At 58.6% G+C, this 19,137-nt stretch carries 17 protein-coding genes; 12 read left to right on the forward strand and 5 right to left on the reverse strand.

The window, feature by feature from the left end:
• Positions 1 to 134: 134 nt before the first annotated feature.
• The 12 genes from ASD54_RS13495 to ASD54_RS13550 all read left to right on the forward strand — a co-directional run bounded on the left by ASD54_RS13495 (position 135) and on the right by ASD54_RS13550 (position 14,678).
• Positions 135 to 1,370, forward strand: a complete 1,236-nt coding sequence (locus ASD54_RS13495; protein ID WP_062555116.1) for an ABC transporter substrate-binding protein — start codon at positions 135 to 137, stop codon at positions 1,368 to 1,370.
• A 138-nt stretch (positions 1,371 to 1,508) separates the two neighbouring features.
• Positions 1,509 to 2,411 (forward strand): sugar ABC transporter permease, encoded by a 903-nt coding sequence (locus ASD54_RS13500; RefSeq protein ID WP_062555117.1) that lies wholly within the window; start codon positions 1,509 to 1,511, stop codon positions 2,409 to 2,411.
• On the forward strand, positions 2,404 to 3,345 hold the full coding sequence (locus tag ASD54_RS13505; protein ID WP_062555118.1) for a carbohydrate ABC transporter permease: 942 nt from the start codon (positions 2,404 to 2,406) through the stop codon (positions 3,343 to 3,345). Before ASD54_RS13500 ends, ASD54_RS13505 begins: the two co-directional genes overlap by 8 nt.
• A 5-nt stretch (positions 3,346 to 3,350) precedes the next feature.
• On the forward strand, positions 3,351 to 4,439 hold the full coding sequence (locus ASD54_RS13510) for an ABC transporter ATP-binding protein (protein WP_062555119.1): 1,089 nt from the start codon (positions 3,351 to 3,353) through the stop codon (positions 4,437 to 4,439).
• A 7-nt stretch (positions 4,440 to 4,446) separates the two neighbouring features.
• A complete protein-coding gene (locus ASD54_RS13515) occupies positions 4,447 to 6,876 on the forward strand; it encodes a glycoside hydrolase family 2 protein (RefSeq protein ID WP_062555120.1) in 2,430 nt (809 codons plus the stop codon).
• 54 nt (positions 6,877 to 6,930) lie between these two features.
• On the forward strand, positions 6,931 to 7,692 hold the full coding sequence (locus tag ASD54_RS13520) for a sugar phosphate isomerase/epimerase (RefSeq protein ID WP_062555121.1): 762 nt from the start codon (positions 6,931 to 6,933) through the stop codon (positions 7,690 to 7,692).
• 24 nt (positions 7,693 to 7,716) lie between these two features.
• Positions 7,717 to 8,850 carry a Gfo/Idh/MocA family oxidoreductase gene (locus ASD54_RS13525; RefSeq protein WP_062555122.1) on the forward strand — a complete coding sequence of 378 codons (1,134 nt, stop codon included), beginning with the start codon at positions 7,717 to 7,719 and terminating at the stop codon, positions 8,848 to 8,850.
• A gap of 69 nt (positions 8,851 to 8,919) precedes the next feature.
• The gene (locus ASD54_RS13530; RefSeq protein ID WP_062555123.1) at positions 8,920 to 10,527 is read left to right on the forward strand and encodes a glycoside hydrolase family 43 protein; all 1,608 of its coding nucleotides are present in this window, start codon (positions 8,920 to 8,922) and stop codon (positions 10,525 to 10,527) included.
• Positions 10,528 to 10,664: 137 nt separating this feature from the next.
• Complete coding sequence (locus ASD54_RS13535) at positions 10,665 to 11,804, forward strand: 8-amino-7-oxononanoate synthase (RefSeq protein ID WP_062555124.1); 1,140 nt, start codon at positions 10,665 to 10,667, stop codon at positions 11,802 to 11,804.
• Positions 11,801 to 12,439: a dethiobiotin synthase gene (gene bioD / locus ASD54_RS13540; RefSeq protein WP_062555125.1), complete on the forward strand. Its 639-nt coding sequence runs from the start codon at positions 11,801 to 11,803 to the stop codon at positions 12,437 to 12,439. Before ASD54_RS13535 ends, bioD begins: the two co-directional genes overlap by 4 nt.
• On the forward strand, positions 12,436 to 13,701 hold the full coding sequence (locus ASD54_RS13545; protein WP_062555126.1) for an adenosylmethionine--8-amino-7-oxononanoate transaminase: 1,266 nt from the start codon (positions 12,436 to 12,438) through the stop codon (positions 13,699 to 13,701). Before bioD ends, ASD54_RS13545 begins: the two co-directional genes overlap by 4 nt.
• Positions 13,698 to 14,678, forward strand: a complete 981-nt coding sequence (locus tag ASD54_RS13550) for a beta-ketoacyl-ACP synthase III (protein WP_062555127.1) — start codon at positions 13,698 to 13,700, stop codon at positions 14,676 to 14,678. The genes ASD54_RS13545 and ASD54_RS13550 overlap by 4 nt, the downstream gene beginning before the upstream one ends.
• A gap of 54 nt (positions 14,679 to 14,732) precedes the next feature.
• Here the strand turns inward: ASD54_RS13550 and guaA are convergent, their stop codons facing one another.
• The 5 genes from guaA to ASD54_RS13575 all read right to left on the reverse strand — a co-directional run bounded on the left by guaA (position 14,733) and on the right by ASD54_RS13575 (position 19,136).
• Complete coding sequence (gene guaA, locus ASD54_RS13555) at positions 14,733 to 16,313, reverse strand: glutamine-hydrolyzing GMP synthase (protein WP_062555128.1); 1,581 nt, start codon at positions 16,311 to 16,313, stop codon at positions 14,733 to 14,735.
• 40 nt (positions 16,314 to 16,353) lie between these two features.
• Positions 16,354 to 16,992 carry a 5'-methylthioadenosine/S-adenosylhomocysteine nucleosidase gene (locus tag ASD54_RS13560; protein WP_062555129.1) on the reverse strand — a complete coding sequence of 213 codons (639 nt, stop codon included), beginning with the start codon at positions 16,990 to 16,992 and terminating at the stop codon, positions 16,354 to 16,356.
• Positions 16,989 to 17,438, reverse strand: coding sequence for a PaaI family thioesterase (locus tag ASD54_RS13565; RefSeq protein WP_062555130.1), 450 nt, complete (start codon positions 17,436 to 17,438; stop codon positions 16,989 to 16,991). Before ASD54_RS13565 ends, ASD54_RS13560 begins: the two co-directional genes overlap by 4 nt.
• Before the next feature lie 61 nt (positions 17,439 to 17,499).
• Complete coding sequence (locus tag ASD54_RS13570; protein WP_062555131.1) at positions 17,500 to 17,952, reverse strand: TspO/MBR family protein; 453 nt, start codon at positions 17,950 to 17,952, stop codon at positions 17,500 to 17,502.
• Between the two features lie 89 nt (positions 17,953 to 18,041).
• The gene (locus ASD54_RS13575; RefSeq protein WP_062555132.1) at positions 18,042 to 19,136 is read right to left on the reverse strand and encodes a DUF1513 domain-containing protein; all 1,095 of its coding nucleotides are present in this window, start codon (positions 19,134 to 19,136) and stop codon (positions 18,042 to 18,044) included.
• Between the last annotated feature and the right edge of the window lies 1 nt (position 19,137).

Raw genomic sequence — 19,137 nt, forward strand, 5'->3', positions numbered from 1 at the left:
CGATGGGAATTCTCTTAATACAATCAAAAATAGAAATTCAGAATTTGATAATTTTTTGATCGCTAGGCCGTTGCGCTCGCCCCGAAACTCGCATAGCTTTTTTTACGGCAACGTTTCAGTGAGGGAGGAGACTCATGAATTTGCGTGCATTGAAAGCTATTCTCGTGGCGGGCGTCATGCTGCCGGCAGCTCAGGCTGCTGCAACGGACCTCGAAGTCACACATTGGTGGACGTCCGGCGGCGAAGCAGCCGCGGTCAAGGAACTTGCGAAAGGGTTCGACGCAACGGGCAACAAATGGGTGGATGGTGCTATCGCCGGTTCTGGCGGTACGGCCCGTCCGATCATGATCAGCCGGATCACCGGCGGCGATCCCATGGGTGCGACCCAGTTCAACCACGGTCGTCAAGCGCAGGAACTGGTGGAGGCCGGTTTGATGCGCGATCTCACGGCGGTTGCGGAAAAGGGCAAGTGGAAGGACATCATCAAGCCCGCCAGCCTGCTGGAAAGCTGCACGATCAAGGGCAAGATCTATTGCGCCCCGGTCAACATTCATTCCTGGCAGTGGCTCTGGCTCTCCAATGAGGCCTTCAAGAAGGCTGGCGTGGAGGTTCCGAAGAACTGGAACGAGTTTGTAGCGGCAGGTCCGGCGCTCCAGAAGGCCGGTATCCAGCCGCTGGCGCTTGGCGGTCAGCCCTGGCAGGCAACCGGCGCCTTCGATACGCTCATCATTTCGTTGGGCGGCAAGGACCTTTACATGAAGGTCTTCAAGGACAAGGACGCCAAGGCTGCCGCAGGCCCGGAAATGGCAGCCATCTTCAAGGCGGCCAATGAAGCGCGCAAGCTCGCCAAGGGCACCAATGTGCAGGATTGGAACCAGGCCACCAATATGGTCGTCACCGGCAAGGCCGGTGGCCAGATCATGGGTGACTGGGCGCAGGGCGAGTTCCAGCTGGCAGGCAAGAAGGCCGGTACGGATTATACCTGCTTGCCCGGCCTGGGTCTGAACCAGTACCTGACAGCCGGTGGCGATGCCTTCTATTTCCCTGTCCTGAAGGACAAGGCAAAATCTGAGGCGCAGGACAAACTGGCGGAAACGATCGTTGATCCCAAGGTTCAGGTCGCGTTCAACCTGAAGAAGGGTTCGCTACCGGTGCGCGGCGACGTGGATCTTTCGGCGGCCAACGACTGCATGAAGAAGGGTCTCGAGGTCTTGGCAAAGGGCAATATTCTGTCCAGTACTGACCAGCTTCTCTCGCCTGACACGCAGAAGCAGAAGGAAGACCTGTTCTCGCAGTTCTTCGCAAACGAATCGATCACGCCGGAAGCGGCGCAGAAGCGTTTCGCCGACATCATCGCATCGGCGAACTGATCACCCCAGGGAGGGCCGGTCGTTTCTTTCCATCGGAAGCGGTCGGCTCTCTGCCCCACACAGGACGAGAATGAAGAGACGGCGGGTCCGGCCCCGATCCGCCTGCTCTGCCCGTTTTCGATGCGGAGGTCTTGCTTCATGACGCCACACTCTTCGGCTGGCCGCCCCAGCCAGTTGTTCAAAAATCTGAATTCGAAAATTGCCCTGATCCCGATGATGCTTGTTGCGCTCGTCGTATTCCTGGGCGGGACGGTTTGGACCGTTGTCTACTCATTCACGCGTTCGGGCCTTTTGCCACGCCTCAGCTTCGTCGGGCTTGATCAATACGAGCGCCTCTGGGCTGCTCCCCGCTGGATCATCTCGATCCAGAATCTGGCCATCTACGGCATTCTGTCCCTGATCTTCAGCCTTGTGATCGGCTTTGTTCTCGCCGCGCTGATGGACCAGAAAATCCGTTTCGAGAACACGTTCAGAACCATTTTTCTCTATCCCTTCGCGCTGTCTTTCATCGTGACGGGGCTGGTCTGGCAATGGATCCTCAACCCGGAATTCGGCGTCCAGTCCATTATACGCAGCCTCGGCTGGTCCACGTTCGAGTTTGATCCGCTCTACAATTCCGATATCGTCATCTACGGCATCCTGATCGCCGGTCTCTGGCAGGGAACCGGGCTTGTCATGTGCCTCATGCTGGCCGGTCTTCGCGGCATAGACGAGGATATCTGGAAGGCTTCTCGAGTCGACGGCATTCCGATGTGGAAGACTTACGTTCTGATCATCATTCCGATGATGCGCCCCGTCTTTATCACCACGCTGGTGCTGATCGCATCCGGTATCGTTAAGGTCTACGATCTCGTGGTGGCGCAGACCAGCGGTGGCCCCGGTATCGCCTCCGAAGTTCCTGCGAAATACGTCTACGACTACATGTTCCAGGCGCAGAACCTCGGTCAGGGATTTGCAGCCTCCACTATGATGCTGGTCACGGTCGCCATCATCATCATCCCCTGGGCCTATCTCGAATTCGGAGGGAAGAAGCGTGGCTAACATCTCCACCCTCAACAGCACGGCGGCCGGTTTCGATGCGGTCTCACCCCAGGTGGCTGGCCCCAACGGACGCAAACCGCGCAAGGTGCTCTCAAGGCGCAACATCATTCTCTACGGCCTGCTGATCGTCGCAGCACTTTATTATCTGCTGCCGCTTTACGTGATGTTCGTCACCTCCATGAAGGGCATGCCCGAAATCCGCATGGGCAATATCTTCTCGCCACCGATGGAAATTACGTTCGAGCCCTGGGCGAAGGCCTGGGCCAGCGCCTGCACCGGTCTGAACTGCGATGGCCTTTCACGCGGCTTCTGGAATTCAGTCCGCATTCTGGTGCCTTCTGTTCTGGTGTCCATCGCTGTCGCGTCCGTCAGTGGATATGCATTGGCGAACTGGCGCTTCAAGGGTTCGGAACTGTTCTTCTCGATCCTGATCGTCGGCGCCTTCATTCCCTATCAGGTGATGATCTACCCCATTGTCATCATTCTGCGTGAACTGGGCATCTACGGCACGCTGACCGGCCTTGTGATTGTTCACACAATCTTCGGTATGCCGATCCTGACACTTCTCTTCCGAAACTACTTCACGTCTTTGCCGGAAGAACTGTTCAAGGCCGCTCGTATCGATGGCGCAGGGTTCTGGCAGATCTATTTCCGCATCATGCTGCCCATGGCGCTACCCATCTTTGTCGTAGCAATGATTTTGCAGGTGACCGGCATCTGGAACGACTTCCTGTTCGGTGTCGTCTTCACCCGCCCGGATAGCTATCCGATGACCGTGCAGCTCAACAATATCGTCAACTCCGTCCAGGGCGTGAAGGAGTACAACGTCAACATGGCAGCCACTCTGCTGACTGGTGCCGTACCGTTGATCGTTTACTTCGTCTCCGGGCGCTTGTTTGTCCGCGGCATTGCCGCCGGCGCAGTAAAGGGCTGATCTTCATGGCGAATAGCGTTTCAATTCGTAATCTTTCGCTTTCCTTCGGAGCCGTGACCGTTCTCAAGGATCTGAACCTTGATATTCGCGATGGCGAGTTCATCGTTCTTCTGGGCTCATCCGGTTGCGGGAAATCTACCCTTCTGAACTGTATTGCCGGATTGCTGGAGCCAACCGAAGGCCAGATCTTCATCAAGGATCGGAACGTCACCTGGGAAGAACCGAAGGATCGCGGCATCGGCATGGTGTTCCAGTCCTATGCGCTCTATCCGCAGATGACGGTCGAGAAAAATCTGTCCTTCGGGCTTCAGGTTGCGAAAGTACCAAAGCCCGAGATCGACAAACGCGTTGCCCGTGCTGCGGAGATCCTGCAAATCGGGCCGCTTCTGAAGCGTCGCCCTGCCGCTCTCTCCGGCGGTCAGCGTCAACGCGTTGCCATCGGTCGCGCATTGGTACGTGATGTGGATGTCTTCCTCTTCGATGAGCCGCTGTCGAACCTCGACGCCAAGCTCCGCTCGGAACTACGCGTCGAGATCAAGCGTCTGCATCAGAGCCTGAAGAACACGATGATCTACGTGACTCACGACCAGATCGAGGCGCTGACGCTGGCAGACCGAATTGCCATCATGAAGAATGGTGTCATCCAGCAGCTTGATGATCCGATCGCCATCTACAACAAGCCGAGGAATCTCTTCGTGGCAGGCTTCATCGGGTCGCCGTCGATGAACTTTCTGCGGGGAGAACTGATAGAGACGGGCGGCAAGACTGTCTTTCGCACCAACGGTGTCGATTTTCTGCTCGATGGCTATGAGGCAAACGGTCCGCTGGCCGCTGGTCGCCAAGTCGTGCTTGGTCTGCGTCCGGAGCATATCGGCATCGACCAGCCGGAAGCCGATCGGGAACTTCATCAGGCAGTCGTTGATATCGAAGAGCCGATGGGAGCGGACAATCTCCTTTGGCTCAAGCATGCAGGTCATACCATGTCTGTCCGCATTGCCGGTGCGCGACGATATGCGCCCGGTTCGCAGGTTCGTATGAGCTTCGATATGCGACTTGCATCCTTGTTTGACGCGCAAACCGAAGACCGCATCTGAGGATCCCATGTCGCAGTCGATCATCGATCTGTCAGGAAACTGGCGGCTTTCGTCTCTGGACGATGCAACGCAGGCGCTGATGCCCATTCCGGGTGATGTGCATACGGCCCTGAAAAATGCGGGGCTCATTCCTGATCCCTATTTCGGGCGCAATGAACTCGACCTTCGATGGGTTGCGGAACAGGACTGGCAGATCGAGCAGGACTTCGTTCTCGAGGATGCCGGGGGCGACTGGTATCTCGACATCACTGATCTCGATACGGTCGCGACTGTCGAAATCAATGGCGAGGTTGTGCTGGAAGCTGACAATTGCTTCCGGCGCTGGCGTCCAGATGTCTCCCGCAGCTTGCGCACCGGCGAGAACAGAATTCGCATTCTGTTTCATTCCAGTATTCGCGAGGGGGCGGATCGGCAGGCAAAGCAGCCCTTCTTCGTGCCCTATCACGAAGGCAACTCCCCCATTCCCAACGGCAATATGCTGCGCAAACCGCAATGCCATTTTGGTTGGGACTGGAATATCGCGATTGCGCCACTGGGCCTCTACGGCACCATTGCGCTGAAAAAGCTGGAAGAATCCCGCATCGAAAGCGTGGCGGCGCGTCAAACCCACACGGCGGACGGCGTAGATGTCAGCGTCACCGTTACGCTGTTTGCGAAATTTCCCGGTACGACGCCCATCTTCTTCTCGTTTGGCGAAGACCGGGTGCGCCTCGATATGGGATTAAGACCCGGCGAAAATACAGTAAGCCATGTCTTTCATATCGATGCGCCAAAACTCTGGTGGCCGTCTGGCAGTGGTGAACAGGCGCTCTACGAACTGGCCGTCGAAATTCCGTCCGAAACCGTTATCCGGCAGATCGGCTTGCGCCAGGTGGAACTGCTGACGGACAAGGATGAGGCCGGCAGCCGCTTTGCATTTCGCATCAACGGTCGTGAGATCTTCTGCCGGGGAGCGAACTGGATCCCTGCCGACGCATTGTATTCGTTGACCAGTTACGAAAAGACGCGCGACCTGCTGCAGTCTGCTGTCGATGCCAATATGAACATGATCCGTGTCTGGGGCGGCGGCTTTTACGAAGCGGACTGGTTCTACGACCTCTGCGACCAGATGGGGCTGATGGTCTGGCAGGATTTCCAGTTCTCCTGCAATCTCTACCCCTCCACGCCCGATTTTCTGGAGAATGTCGCGGCGGAAGTCGATTATCAGGTGCGACGCCTCATCACGCATCCGTCCATCGTTCTCTGGTGCGGCGATAACGAGCTGGTCGGGGCGCTTACCTGGTTCAAGCAATCCATCGAGAACCGCGATCGATATCTGGTCTCCTATGATCGGCTGAACAGAACCATAGAGCAGGCGCTTCTGAAAGCTGCACCCGATGCGCTCTGGTGGCCGTCCAGTCCTGCCACGGGCTATATGGACTATGGCGATGCCTGGCATGCCGATGGCTCCGGCGATATGCATTACTGGTCTGTCTGGCACGAAAACAAGCCGTTCGAGGATTATCGCAAGGTCAGGCCGCGCTTCTGTTCGGAGTTCGGCTTCCAGTCCTACACCTCGCTGCCCGTCATTCGCACCTATGCGAGGGAGGGGGATATGAATATCGCCTCTCCGGTCATCGAGCTGCATCAGAAAAACGTGGGCGGCAATGAGCGGATCGCCGCGACAATGTTCCGTTACTTCCGCTTTCCGGAAGGCTTTGCCAATTTCGTCTACCTCAGTCAGATCCAGCAGGCGCTCGCCATCAGGACGGCCGTCGATTACTGGCGCTCTCTGAAACCCCATTGCATGGGCACGCTTTATTGGCAGCTGAACGATACATGGCCTGTCGCCTCCTGGTCGAGCCTCGACTATGGCGGCGGCTGGAAAGCACTTCACTATGTCGCCCGCCGCTTCTTCCAGCCCGTGAATGTTGCAGCCATTCCCTCCGAAGATGGTTCCGAGATCCGGCTCTCGCTGGTCAATGACACAATGGACGATGTGACGGTGTCGCTCAGTCTGTCGCTGCTTTCGCTGAATGGGGAGCGCACTGAATTGAAGCGCCTGGATGCCGTCTGCACACCGGACGCGGCGGTCATTGCGACAACTGTTGCCGCTTCTGAAATTCCCGCTGGCAGTCTTCTGGCTTGGAGCTTCACGGCGAGCAATGGCATGGGAGGCGAAGGCCACCATGTACACGGCACCTACAAGTCGCTGGATTTGCAACCGGCAGGGCTTGGCCTTGATGTTCAGCCTGCGCCGACAGGTGGTTATGACCTCACCGTGCAATCGGCAGGCCTTGCGCTTTACGTGATGATCGAGAGCGAAACGCCAGGACGCTTCTCCGACAACGTATTCGACCTTGCCGCGGGAGAAACCCGCCGCATCACCTTCACCCCTTCCGATCCCGCAGCGGCGGAGCCGAGTTTCCGCCTCTACGACCTGCAATCCTGCTCCTGAGCGAGCAGACCAACCTTTGATGAACATGGGCTGCTCTCAGCCCGGGAGGATGACATGACTGACCTTGGCTTTCAGCTCTACAGTGCCCGCAACTTTCCGCCCCTGTCCGAAACTCTCAAGAAGCTCGCGGCAGCTGGTTATAAGACGGTTGAAGGCTATGGCGGCATCTATGCCACGATGGACGATGCCGCACTTCAGGCTCTTCGCGCCGATCTGGATGCAAACGGCCTGACGATGCCGACAGGCCATTTTGGCCTCGATCTTCTGGAAAAGGATCCGGAACAGGCGCTCAAGATCGCAAAAGCCCTTGGTATCGAAGCGATCTACTGCCCTTATCTGATGCCCGATCAGCGGCCTGCGGACGCCAAGGGCTGGCACGCCTTTGGCCAAAGACTGGGAGAAGCTGGCAAGCGCTATCAGGATGCCGGTTTTGTCTTCGGCTGGCACAACCATGATTTCGAATTTCAGGCGCTGGAAGACGGCTCCACCCCGCAGGAACAGATTTTTGCCGGTGGACCGGATCTCGCCTGGGAGGCGGACATCGCGTGGGTGGTGCGCGGCAAGGCAGATCCTTTCAGCTGGATCGAAAAGGAAGCCAAGCGCATTCATGCCGTCCATGTGAAGGACATCGCGCCTGCCGGTGAAAACACCGATGAGGATGGCTGGACAGACGTAGGGCACGGCATCGTTCCCTGGCGGGACCTGATGGCGAAACTGCGCCTGACCTCTGCCCGGCATTTCGTGCTCGAGCACGACAACCCGAAGGATCTCGACCGCCTGATCACGCGCTCGATGACCTCTTTCAAGACCTACTAACAAAGATCGGGCACGGAGACCTCCATGACCAAGGAACTCGGCGTCGGCATCATTGGATGCGGCAATATCTCGACCACCTATCTGTCGCTTGCCCCGCTCTTCAAGGGATTGAAGATGCTGGCCTGTGCAGACATCAACCCCAATGCGGCGCAACTGCGCGCCGAGGAATACGGCGTGACGGCGCAGACCGTGGACGAGTTGCTGGCGAATGACGAACTGGACGTCATCGTCAACCTCACGATCCCGGCGACGCATTTTTCCGTTTCCAAGGCCATTCTGGAGGCGGGCAAGCACGTCTATTCCGAGAAGCCGCTCGTGCTCTCGCTGGAAGAAGGCGAGGAATTGCGGGCGCTTGCCAGGGCGAAGAACCTTGCGATCGGTTGCGCGCCGGACACATTCCTGGGCGGGTCGCACCAGCTTGCGCGCAAGACGATAGACGATGGCGCGGTCGGGCGCATCACGTCCGGCACCTGCCATGTCATGAGCCCCGGCATGGAAATGTGGCATCCAAACCCCGGCTTCTTCTTCCTGGCCGGCGGTGGTCCCATTCTTGATCTCGGCCCGTACTACATTGCAAACCTCATCAACCTCATTGGACCGGTCAAACGCGTTGGTGCGCTGACATCTATGGCGAACCCGACCCGCACCGTTACCAGCCAGCCGCTGGCCGGAACCCAGATCCCCGTGGAAACGCCAACCAATATCCATGCGCTTCTGGAATTCCAGAATGGGGCGACCATCACCCTGTCGGCAAGCTGGGATGTGTGGTCTCACCGCCATGCCAATATGGAGCTCTATGGCACCGAGGGCTCCATCTATGTGCCGGACCCGAACTTCTTCGGCGGCAAGGTGGAAACATCCGGCCGCAACATGGATATCCAGCCGCTGGACATGTGGGATCACCCCTTCGCCAAGGACAATCAGGAAAGCCCGCGTGGCCCGCGCGCCAACTACCGGACCGCAGGTCTTGCCGACATGGCCATGGCATTGATCGAAGGCCGCGACGCGCGCTGCTCTCTGGACCGTGCCCTGCACGGCATCGATGTCATGACCTCGATCCTGAAATCGGGCGAGGAAGGGCGCTTCATCGATATGACGACCACCTGCACCCAGCCAGCAGCGCTCGGTATCGACGGGGCCTTGGCGCTTTTGCGGTAGGATGCAAGACAAGCCGGTCCCGCTTGAGGAGGTGAGACCGGCTTGCAGGCACTTTGAGGAGGAGACGACATGATCCGCAATCCCATCCTGCCCGGTTTCAACCCGGACCCCTCCATCTGCCGGGTGGGTGAGGACTATTACATCGCGACCTCGACCTTCGAATGGTATCCGGGCGTTCAGATCCACCATTCCCGCGATCTGGTGAACTGGACGCTGGTGCGCCGCCCGCTGGAGCGCAAAAGCCAGCTGGATATGCGTGGCAACCCGGATAGCTGTGGCATCTGGGCGCCGTGCCTTTCCCATGCCGATGGTCTGTTCTGGCTGGTCTATACCGACGTGAAGCGGCTGGATGGTAATTTCAAGGATGCCCACAATTACATCGTGACCTCACCGACGATCGAAGGCGACTGGTCGGATCCTGTCTATGTGAACTCCTCCGGTTTCGATCCGTCGCTCTTTCACGATGATGACGGGCGCAAGTGGTTCCTGAACATGCAATGGAACCACCGCACCGAAAGCTATGGCGGTGCGCCCAAACATCCGGCCTTCGATGGCATCCTCCTGCAGGAATGGGATGCGCAGACGCAAAGCCTCAAAGGGCCGATCAAGAACATCTTTGCCGGCAGCCTGCTGGGGCTGGTGGAAGGGCCGCACCTCTTCAAGCGCAATGGGTGGTACTATCTCACCACCGCGGAAGGCGGCACCGGCTATGACCATGCGGTGACCATGGCGCGCTCCAGGCAGATCGATGGCCTCTATGAGATGCATCCGGATGTGCATCTCATCACCTCCAAGGATGCGCCGGACGCCGTGCTTCAGCGAGCCGGGCATGGCCAATATGTCGAGACACCGGATGGTGAGGCCTATCACACGCATCTCTGCGGACGCCCGATGGCCCCTAAACGCCGCTGCACGCTGGGGCGTGAAACGGCACTTCAAAAATGCGTCTGGCGTGACGATTGGCTGTATTTGGCCCATGGCAGCGCCGTGCCAGCAGTGCATGTGCCCGCGCCCAAGGATGTGGAGCCGTTGAAACAGCCGATTCGGATTGATTATTCCTTCGATCAGCCCGAGCTTCCGAAAGATTTCCAGTGGTTGCGCACGCCTGAGCCGGCACGCATCTTCTCGCTGACGGAGCGGCCGGGTGCTTTGCGGCTGATCGGGCGCGAAAGCATCGGTTCCTGGTTCGAACAGGCGCTTGTGGCGCGCAGGCAGGAACATCATAGTTTCCGCGCGGAGACGGTTCTGGAGTTTGAGCCTGAAACCTATCAGCAGGCGGCAGGACTCACTCACTATTATAACCGTCACAAGTTTCACGCTCTCGTCGTGACATGGCATGAAAAGCTTGGACGCGTGGTGACGATCTTCTCCTGCCCCGGTGATTTCCCGCACGCCCGCATGCAGTTTCCCATCGAAAGCGGCGTTGCCGTACCCGACGGACCTGTGCATCTCGCGATGGAAATTCGCGAGAACGACTTGCAATTCTTTTATCGTTCTTCGCAGGAGGCGGACTGGACGCCGATTGGTCCGCTTCTGGACGCGGGTGTCGTTTCCGATGAAGGCGGTCGAGGGGAGCACGGTTCCTTCACCGGAGCCTTTGCCGGCATGTTCGCGTTCGATGTGACAGGGCGCGCAAAGACCGCCGATTTCCTGAGTTTTTCCTACGAGTGCATCTAATTCCCAGCGCAGTCACCTCAACAAAGGCGGGCCTCGGTCCGCCTTCTTTTTTGCCACCAAATTTTTATCTATAAAAAATTCTGCGACTGGGCTAGATACTCCTGATTGGACAGGGCTTTCGAAGAATTATCTATAATATGGTGACGATCACTAACGCTTTTGAGGATAAACTGGATGCTTTGGCATCAAGGGGGCGTCTGCGCCGACTGAACCTTCCCGCAGGGGCAGATTTCAGTTCCAACGACTATCTCGGCCTTGCCCGCTCCCCTGAGCTAGCTGCCCGACTGATCGACGCTTTGCATAGGGGCGTCGCAACAGGCTCCGGTGGTTCGCGCCTCTTGCGCGGACATCATGAAGAACACCAGGCGCTGGAAGAAGCGGCGGCCCGGTTTTTCGGTTCAGAGCGGATGCTGTACTTTGGTGGTGGCTTCAGTGCCAATGTCGCCATCCTGTCCACGCTTCCGCAGCCTGGCGATCTGATCCTTCATGACATGCTGGTCCACGCCAGTGCGCACGACGGCATGCGGGCAAGTCGCGCCGATGTTCGAGGTGTTGCACATAATGAAGCTGCGGCGTTCGAAGACGCAATCCGGCTTTGGAGAAAGGAAGGCGGCAAGGGGCATCCCTGGATTGTCGTTGAAAGTCTCTATTCCATGGATGGCGATATCGCTCCGCTGGCCGATCTCGCGGAGATCGCGGATCGCCACGATGCCTTTCTGGTGATCGATGAAGCCCATGCGACGGGTGTGCACGGGCCGGATGGTCGTGGGCTTGCAGCGGAGCTGGAGGGAAGAGAGAACGTCATCACACTGCACACCTGCGGCAAGGCACTGGGTGCGTTCGGCGGTCTGGTCGGTGCCAGCCGCACACTTTGCGACTTCCTGATCAACCGCGCCCGTCCATTCATCTACGCCACGGCCCCTCCGCCATTGCAGGCACTTGCAGTGCTGGAGGCGCTGACGCTCGTCCAGTCGCGGCCGGAGCGCCGGACGGCACTTCAGGATCTTGCAAGCTTTGCGAACCGGCGGATTGGCGAGCGCCTCGGTATTTCGACCAGTAGAACCCAGATCATTCCCATTCACCTTGGGGAGGATGCCAAGGCTGTTCGAGTGGCGGAGCGGCTTCAATCGGCGGGATTTGATATTCGCGCCATTCGCCCGCCAACGGTGCCAGCGCGCACGGCGCGGCTGCGCATCACCATTACCCTCAACGTCGACCAGGGGACGATTGAACGAATGGTCGATCAACTGGCACACATTCTGGAAGACGAGAGATGAGCAAAACCTTCGTCGTAACCGGCACCGATACCGGCATTGGGAAAACCGTATTCTCAGCAGCGCTCGTACAGGCGCTGGATGCCCATTACTGGAAGCCGGTGCAGAGCGGGCTGGAGGAGGAAACCGATAGCGAACTGGTCGCGCGTCTTGCCGGGGCCGAACCGGTTCGAATCCTACCGGAGGCGTGGAAGCTGAAGACGCCTGCCTCTCCCCATCTGGCCGCGCAGATCGATGGCGTCGAGATCGATCCGCTCGCGCTTGTTCCGCCGCAGCTTGAAAGGCCATTGGTGATCGAAGGGGCGGGCGGGCTTCTGGTGCCGTTGACCCGACGCATCACCTATGCGGATGTCTTCGCCCGCTGGCAGTTGCCGACCATACTTTGCGCCCGAACGGCGCTCGGCACCATCAATCACACACTTCTGTCTCTGGAAGCCATGCGGGTGCGAAGGATCCCGGTTTTGGGCGTTGTCTTCATCGGCGATGAGGTTCGCGACAGCCAGTCGATCATTTCCGAACTGGGGAAGGTCAGGGTTCTCGGGCGTCTGCCCAAGCTCGACAGACTGGACCCTGAGACATTGCGGCAAGCCTTCAGCGCCCACTTCAATCTGAATGACTTTGTGGGAGGAGAGGCATGACATCGCCCGTCTGGCATCCCTTTACGCAACACGCGCTCGAACCAACCCTCCAGAAGATAGCCGCCACCGACGGAGCCTACCTCATCGAGGAAAGCGGCAGGCGCGTGCTGGATGCGATCTCCTCCTGGTGGGTCATCACCCACGGTCACCGGCATCCGCTGATCATGCAGGCAATCCGCCACGCGCTCGACCGATATGACCAGATCATCTTCGCCGAGTACAGCCATGAACCGGCGGAGGATTTGGCAAGGGGACTGGTAAAGCTCGCACCGGCGGGCCTGAACCACGTGTTTTACTCCGATAGCGGATCAACCGCGGTCGAGGTGGCGCTGAAGATGGCGCTCGGCACCTTCCACAATCGAGGCCTGACGCGGTCCCGCATTGTGGTGATGGAGCACAGCTATCACGGCGATACGATCGGCACGATGTCGACCGGAGAACGTGGCGTGTTCAACGCCGCCTACGAGCCCTTGCTGTTCGGCGTCGATACGATCCCGTTTCCCGATCCAGGCGAGGAGCAGCAGACGCTGGATGCCCTGGAACGCCTTTGCAGTTCGGGTCAGACCGCAGCCCTTCTCATCGAGCCGCTTGTGCTGGGTGCAGGCGGCATGAAGATTTACGCGCCGCAACTTCTCGCCCAGTTTCGGGAGATCACCAAGCGTCATGATGTATTGCTGATCGCCGATGAGGTGATGACCGGCTGGGGGCGAACAGGCACAGTGCTGGCCTGCGAACAGGCGAGCGTTGCGCCGGACATCTTATGTCTGTCCAAGGGCATCACGGGCGGTGCATTGCCACTGGCTGCCACATTGGCGACATCGGAGATCTTCGAGGCGCATTACTCGACAGAGCGCCGGAAGACCTTCTTCCACTCCTCGTCCTATACGGCCAACCCGATCGCCTGTGCGGCGGCGGTCGCCAATCTGGATGTTTGGTGCAATGAACCGGTTCTGGACCGGATCGGAATAGTCGAGACCCTGCATCGCGAGAGGCTGCGACGTTTCGAAAACAATGCAGGCGTTGCTGATATTCGCCAGATCGGAACAATTGCGGTTGTAGAACTGGCTGTTCCGGCGAGCGGTTACCTCTCCGATGTGGGGCCAAAACTTCGGCGCTTCTTCCGTGAGCGCGGTGCTCTGATACGCCCCCTTGGCAATGTCATCTATCTCATGCCGCCCTATTGCGTCACAGAAACCGATCTCGATCTTGCCTATGACGCTATTTCGGACGGTATCGATCAGCTTGCAAGAGGTGCTCTATGACTGGGAGTCGTATGGCTGGCTTCGGTCATCATGTGCCCGAGCGCCGCGTGGAGAATGCGGAACTGGAGGCTCATTTCAATCTCGAGACTGGCTGGATCGAGAGGCGAACCGGCATCCGCGCAAGGCATTGGACAATGCCTGGGGATCGATTGACGGATATGGCTGCCAAGGCCGGGGCCATGGCGCTGCATCAGTCAGGGCTAGATCGGCGCGATATTGGCATGGTGCTGCTGGCCACCTCCACGCCGGATCATCTCCTGCCTCCGTCAGCGCCGCTTCTGGCTCATCGTCTGGAATTGAAACAATCAGGTGCGGTGGATCTCGCTGGCGCCTGTTCCGGCTTTATCCAGGCACTCGTTCTGGCTGACGGATTTGTGCGAACGCAGGCAAAGCCGGTACTCGTCGTTGCCGCCAATATTCTGAGCCGCCGCATCAACTGGCAGGAGCGGGCAAGCGCAATTTTGTTTGCTGATGCGGCGGGTGCTGTGGTTCTGTCGCCTTCCCCGAGCGCGCAAGGCGGACTGCTGGGATGCGAACTTGCAACCGATGGCGGCCACTACGATTTGATAGGCATTCCTGCAGGAGGGTCTGTCCAGCCCTTTGAAATGGCGATGGATCTGGAGGAAACGCGGATGTCGATGCGTGATGGCCGCAAGGTCTTTTCGCTGGCGGTTGATATGATGGGAGATTGCGCGACAAAGGCGCTGACAAGCGCGAACCTGTCACCCTCCTCCATTGATCGTTTCATCCCGCATCAGGCCAATAGTCGTATCATCGATGCGCTGGAGGAGCGACTTGGGTTGGATACAGATCTCTCCATCCGAACGCTCGGTGAGTATGGCAATTCATCCGCCGCCACCATTCCGCTTTCGCTTTCTATTGCGAATGCACAAGCTCAGTTCAAAGGCGGCGAAACGCTGCTGATGACGGCCGCAGGTGCGGGCATGTCCGGCGGCGCCGTTGTCTGGCGCATGTGACAGCAAAAAGGCCGGAAATTTATCCCCGGCCTTCGATTGACTGTTCTCTGGGGGTCATTCCCACTCGATCGTGCCCGGAGGCTTCGAGGTAATGTCATAGGTCACGCGGTTGATGCCCTCGACTTCGTTGATGATGCGGGTTGCCGTCTCACCAAGGAATTCGTGCGTGAAGGGATAATAGTCCGCTGTCATACCATCGACCGAGGTCACGGCGCGCAGAGCGCAGGCATAGTCATAGGTACGTCCGTCGCCCATCACGCCCACCGTGCGCACCGGAAGGATCGCCACGAAAGCCTGCCAGATCTCGTCATAAAGACCGTGCTTGCGGATCTGGTCGATATAGACCGCATCGGCCTTGCGCAGGATTTCCAGCTTGGCTCGGGTAATTTCGCCGGGGCAGCGGATCGCAAGGCCGGGACCGGGGAAGGGATGGCGGCCGATGAACTTCTCCGGCAGCCCAAGCTCGCGGCCCAGCGCACGCACTTCGTCCTTGAAGAGTTCGCGAAGCGGCTCGACCAGCTTCAGACCCATCTTTTCCGGCAGGCCGCCTACATTGTGGTGGCTCTTGATCGTGACGGATGGGCCACCCGAGAAGGAGACGCTTTCGATCACGTCCGGATAGAGCGTGCCCTGAGCGAGGAATTCAGCACCCTCGATGGTGTTCGCGTGCTTCTGGAACACATCGATGAAGAGACGACCGATGGTCTTCCGCTTCACCTCCGGATCGGTCACGCCTTCCAACTCGCCCAGGAAAAGGTCCTGTTCGTCCGCATGGATCAGCGGGATATTGTAGTTGTCCCGGAACATGGTGACGACCTCTTGGGCCTCATCCTGACGCAGCAGACCATGATCCACGAAAACACAGGTCAGTTGTTCGCCGATTGCCTCATGGATGAGAACCGCAGCAACTGAACTATCGACGCCACCGGAAAGACCGCAGATAACCTTTTTGTCACCCACCTGAGCCCGGATCTTGGCAATCGCCTCGGCGCGATAGGCACCCATGGTCCAGTCGCCCTTGAAGCCCGCCAGTTTGACGAAGTTTTCATACAGCGTCTTGCCATTCGGGGTGTGATGCACTTCCGGGTGGAACTGTACGGCATAGAAATGCCGCTTCGGATCGGCAGTGATCGCGAAAGGCGCATTGGGCGACGTGCCATAAACCTCGAAACCGGGAGCGATGCGGCTCACATGGTCGCCATGGCTCATCCACACCTGCTCGCGGCCTTCCGCAAACCAGCCGTTGAGAAACGGATCGGTCTGGTCGGCTGGCGTCACATAGGCGCGGCCGAATTCTGCTGTGCCGCCGCCGCCGGAAATCTTTCCGCCTTCGACCTGGCCGCCGAGATCCTGCATCATGACCTGCTGTCCATAGCAGATGCCGAGAACCGGAACGCCCAGCGTGTAGACCGACTGCGGCGGACGCGGCGAACCCTCGCGCGTCACCGAATCCGGTCCACCGGAGAAGATCACTGCACGCGGCTTGAAGTCAGCCAGAAAGGCGTCGGTGACGTTCTGATACGGATGGATTTCGCAATAGACGTTCAGTTCGCGCAGCCGACGCGCGATAAGCTGCGTCACCTGGGAGCCAAAATCGATGATGAGGAGGCGGTCGTGATGGGCTATCTGGGTCATGGCGAGCCTTTAATGAAGAACGGGCATTTTTGCAACTGACTCAGAGGCTCAAAGTGCCGGATTCTAGCGCCTGCGTTAGACGGTCGATTGTTTTGGCAAGCTTCTCGTCGATGACATGAAGGTATTCGGTCCAGTCGCTGACATGTTGCAATTCCGCTTTCCCGTCTGAAATGCCGCGCAAGCCGATGATGGGCACATCGAAGGATTGGCAGGCGCGCAGGATCGCGAAACTTTCCATCTCCACCAGATCGGCGTCGATCACGTCATAGGCGTCGCCGGAAACGATGTTTGCACCGGTCGAAAGGCTGGCTACTGGAACGCCGGGAATGCGATAGGGAAGCTCAATGACGGCGGGCAGGTCGAGAAGCGGCGTTCTGCCCTTCTCGAAGCCAAGCGGCGAGGCGTCCATGTCGCGATAGGATACCGAGCTGATCTGATAGACTTCCGTCTGCTCCAGTGTCCGCGAACCGGCAGAGCCGAGGCAGACAACGAGATCCGGCAATTCCTGTCTGGCGCTGATCGCGCTCAATGCCTTTGTCAACGTAACGGCCGCTTCCACAGGCCCGATACCGGTAATCAGCGGCTTGAACCGCGCCTTCAGGTGTGGGCCATATTCGGGCAGTGCCGCCATGACAAAGAGCAGCCGTTTTCCGGCAATCGTCTTCAACTCGAACGTCATCCGGTCACATCCTCGCGCCCGCGGATCACCATCATGCTGCCGCTCATGGAAGCGATCAGCTTGGCCGGGCCGTTGGTCAGCGCATAGGCCCTGCCATCTGCGACGATGATGGTGGAACCCGGTTTTGTGATTTCGCCACGAAACAGAAAGCGTTCGCCACGTCCAGGAGACAAGAGGTTAACCTTGAACTCGATGGTCAGGATGGACGCATCCGGATCGATGACCGTATAGGCCGCATAGCCACAGGCCGCATCCAGTGCTGCGGAAATCACTCCGGCATGCAGGAAGCCATGTTGCTGCGTGAGTTTCGCATCGAACGGCATTTCAATTTCGACCATGGCATGCTCGACGCGTGTCAGGTCCGCGCCAAGCGTTTCCATGAAAGCCTGTCGCCCGAAACTCTGCCTTACCCTTGTCCGGAAATCTCCGGGATCGACCTCATCCATCCTGTGCCCCTTTTGTCGGCGCGAAACTGGCACGGCATCGGGAAGGCTGCAAGAGACAGGATCAATTCAGGATGAACAGGGAAAGGTTCAGAAGGGTCGCGAAGCTGACCCAGGCAAGGTAGGGAAGGAACAGGAGTGCGCTGATCCTATCCCGGTTCCAGCTACGCTGGATGAAGAGTACGATGAGCACCAGCATCGGAATGATGACGATCAGCCCGAGGACAGTGCTTTCCATGCCGAAGAAAGCCGGAGACCACAGAAAGTTCAGGGCCATCTGGCCAAACCAGATCTGCATCCGCGACGAGGACGGCGAGTCAAGCCACGTCCGGGCACCCGCAATGCCGATCAGCACATAGAGCGTAGTCCAGACCGGACCGAAGATCCAGTTGGGCGGATTGAAGGGTGGCTTGTTGAGAGCCTGATACCATTCGCCCGGAATATTGGCGATGCCAATCAAGGCGCCAAGCCCGACCACAACGGCGACGAAGAGGACATGGATGAGGATCTTTTTCATGATGCCGGATTTAGGGTGGTGTCAGGAAAAGTGTAGTCGCAGGCTCGTTCGGATGCTCACGAAACACGTCGCTACGAACCATTATTTGCTCACCCAAGCCGGACAAGATGCTGGTCCCAGTTCACGTTCGAACGGGTTCCCTCGAGCTCGCCGCTATAGGTAGAGACTGCGATGCCGGTTGGCGCTCTGGCGACCCCTGCCGCATCCGGGACAGGATCCTCCCTCAACACCTGCCCCGTCACTGCATCGAGAATGACCGCATAGCCACCCTTCGGTGAGGTCAGGCCAACCAGCCGCTCACGCCGGTTGACGGCAATGGCACCGACATAGTTTGCCAGCTTTTCGGTCGTTTCCGGCGGAATATCGATGAAGGTGATATCGTCGCCCAGAGCGAAATATCCGGTCAGAGGCGGATGATCGCCGCGCGGACCTTCGTACTGGCAGGCGAACCAGATCCGGCCACGCCGATCCACATCCAGATGCCGTGTGGAAAGCTGCCTCAGATGGTCCGGCATTGGGTGCCGCTCGATGATCTCGCCGCTCGCCGCATCAAGAATGGCAAGGGACGGCTGCATGCGGTCGAGATTGAGCTTGGTGCGGCCGAAATCCGGATGTGTCTCGATGCCGCCATTGGCAACGATCAGCAAGCGTCCGTCATCGGACACTGTCATGTCGTGGGTGCCGATGCCACCTGCATCGAACTCGGCAATCCGGCGAAACTGGGACTTGGCATCGTACACGCCAATCACGCCCCGGTTCCCATCGAAATCGTTCTCGCTTGCATAGAGCAGTCGGCCGTCCGGGGAAAAGTGACCGTGTCCGTAAAAATGCCGTCCCGCAGGAGTGCTGATCAGAACCGGATCATCTTGCCCCGAAGGGTCGAAGATCAACGCAAATGTGCCGGGACGGCGCGCGAAGACGACGCACCGACCTGTCAGCAGACAGTAGGAGAGGCCATGAGCCCGCGCGGGCAGGGCAATCCGTTCTATGATCTCGCCCCGTTCGGTTATCGTCGCGACACCGTAGCTTCCATCGGGAGCGCGGAAGGCGGACGCAAAAACTGCATCCGATCGATCGAGCGCCATCAGCTTTTCCGGGGAAAGTGCGGCCAGAAAACCTACGCCCGCAGCCTTGACGAAGCTGCGCCTGTCAATCTCGCCCGTCCTCACCTCGAAGGTCCGCATC

This window comes from Rhizobium sp. Root149 (genome assembly GCF_001427345.1).
Classification (GTDB): Bacteria; Pseudomonadota; Alphaproteobacteria; order Rhizobiales; family Rhizobiaceae; genus Neorhizobium; species Neorhizobium rhizoryzae.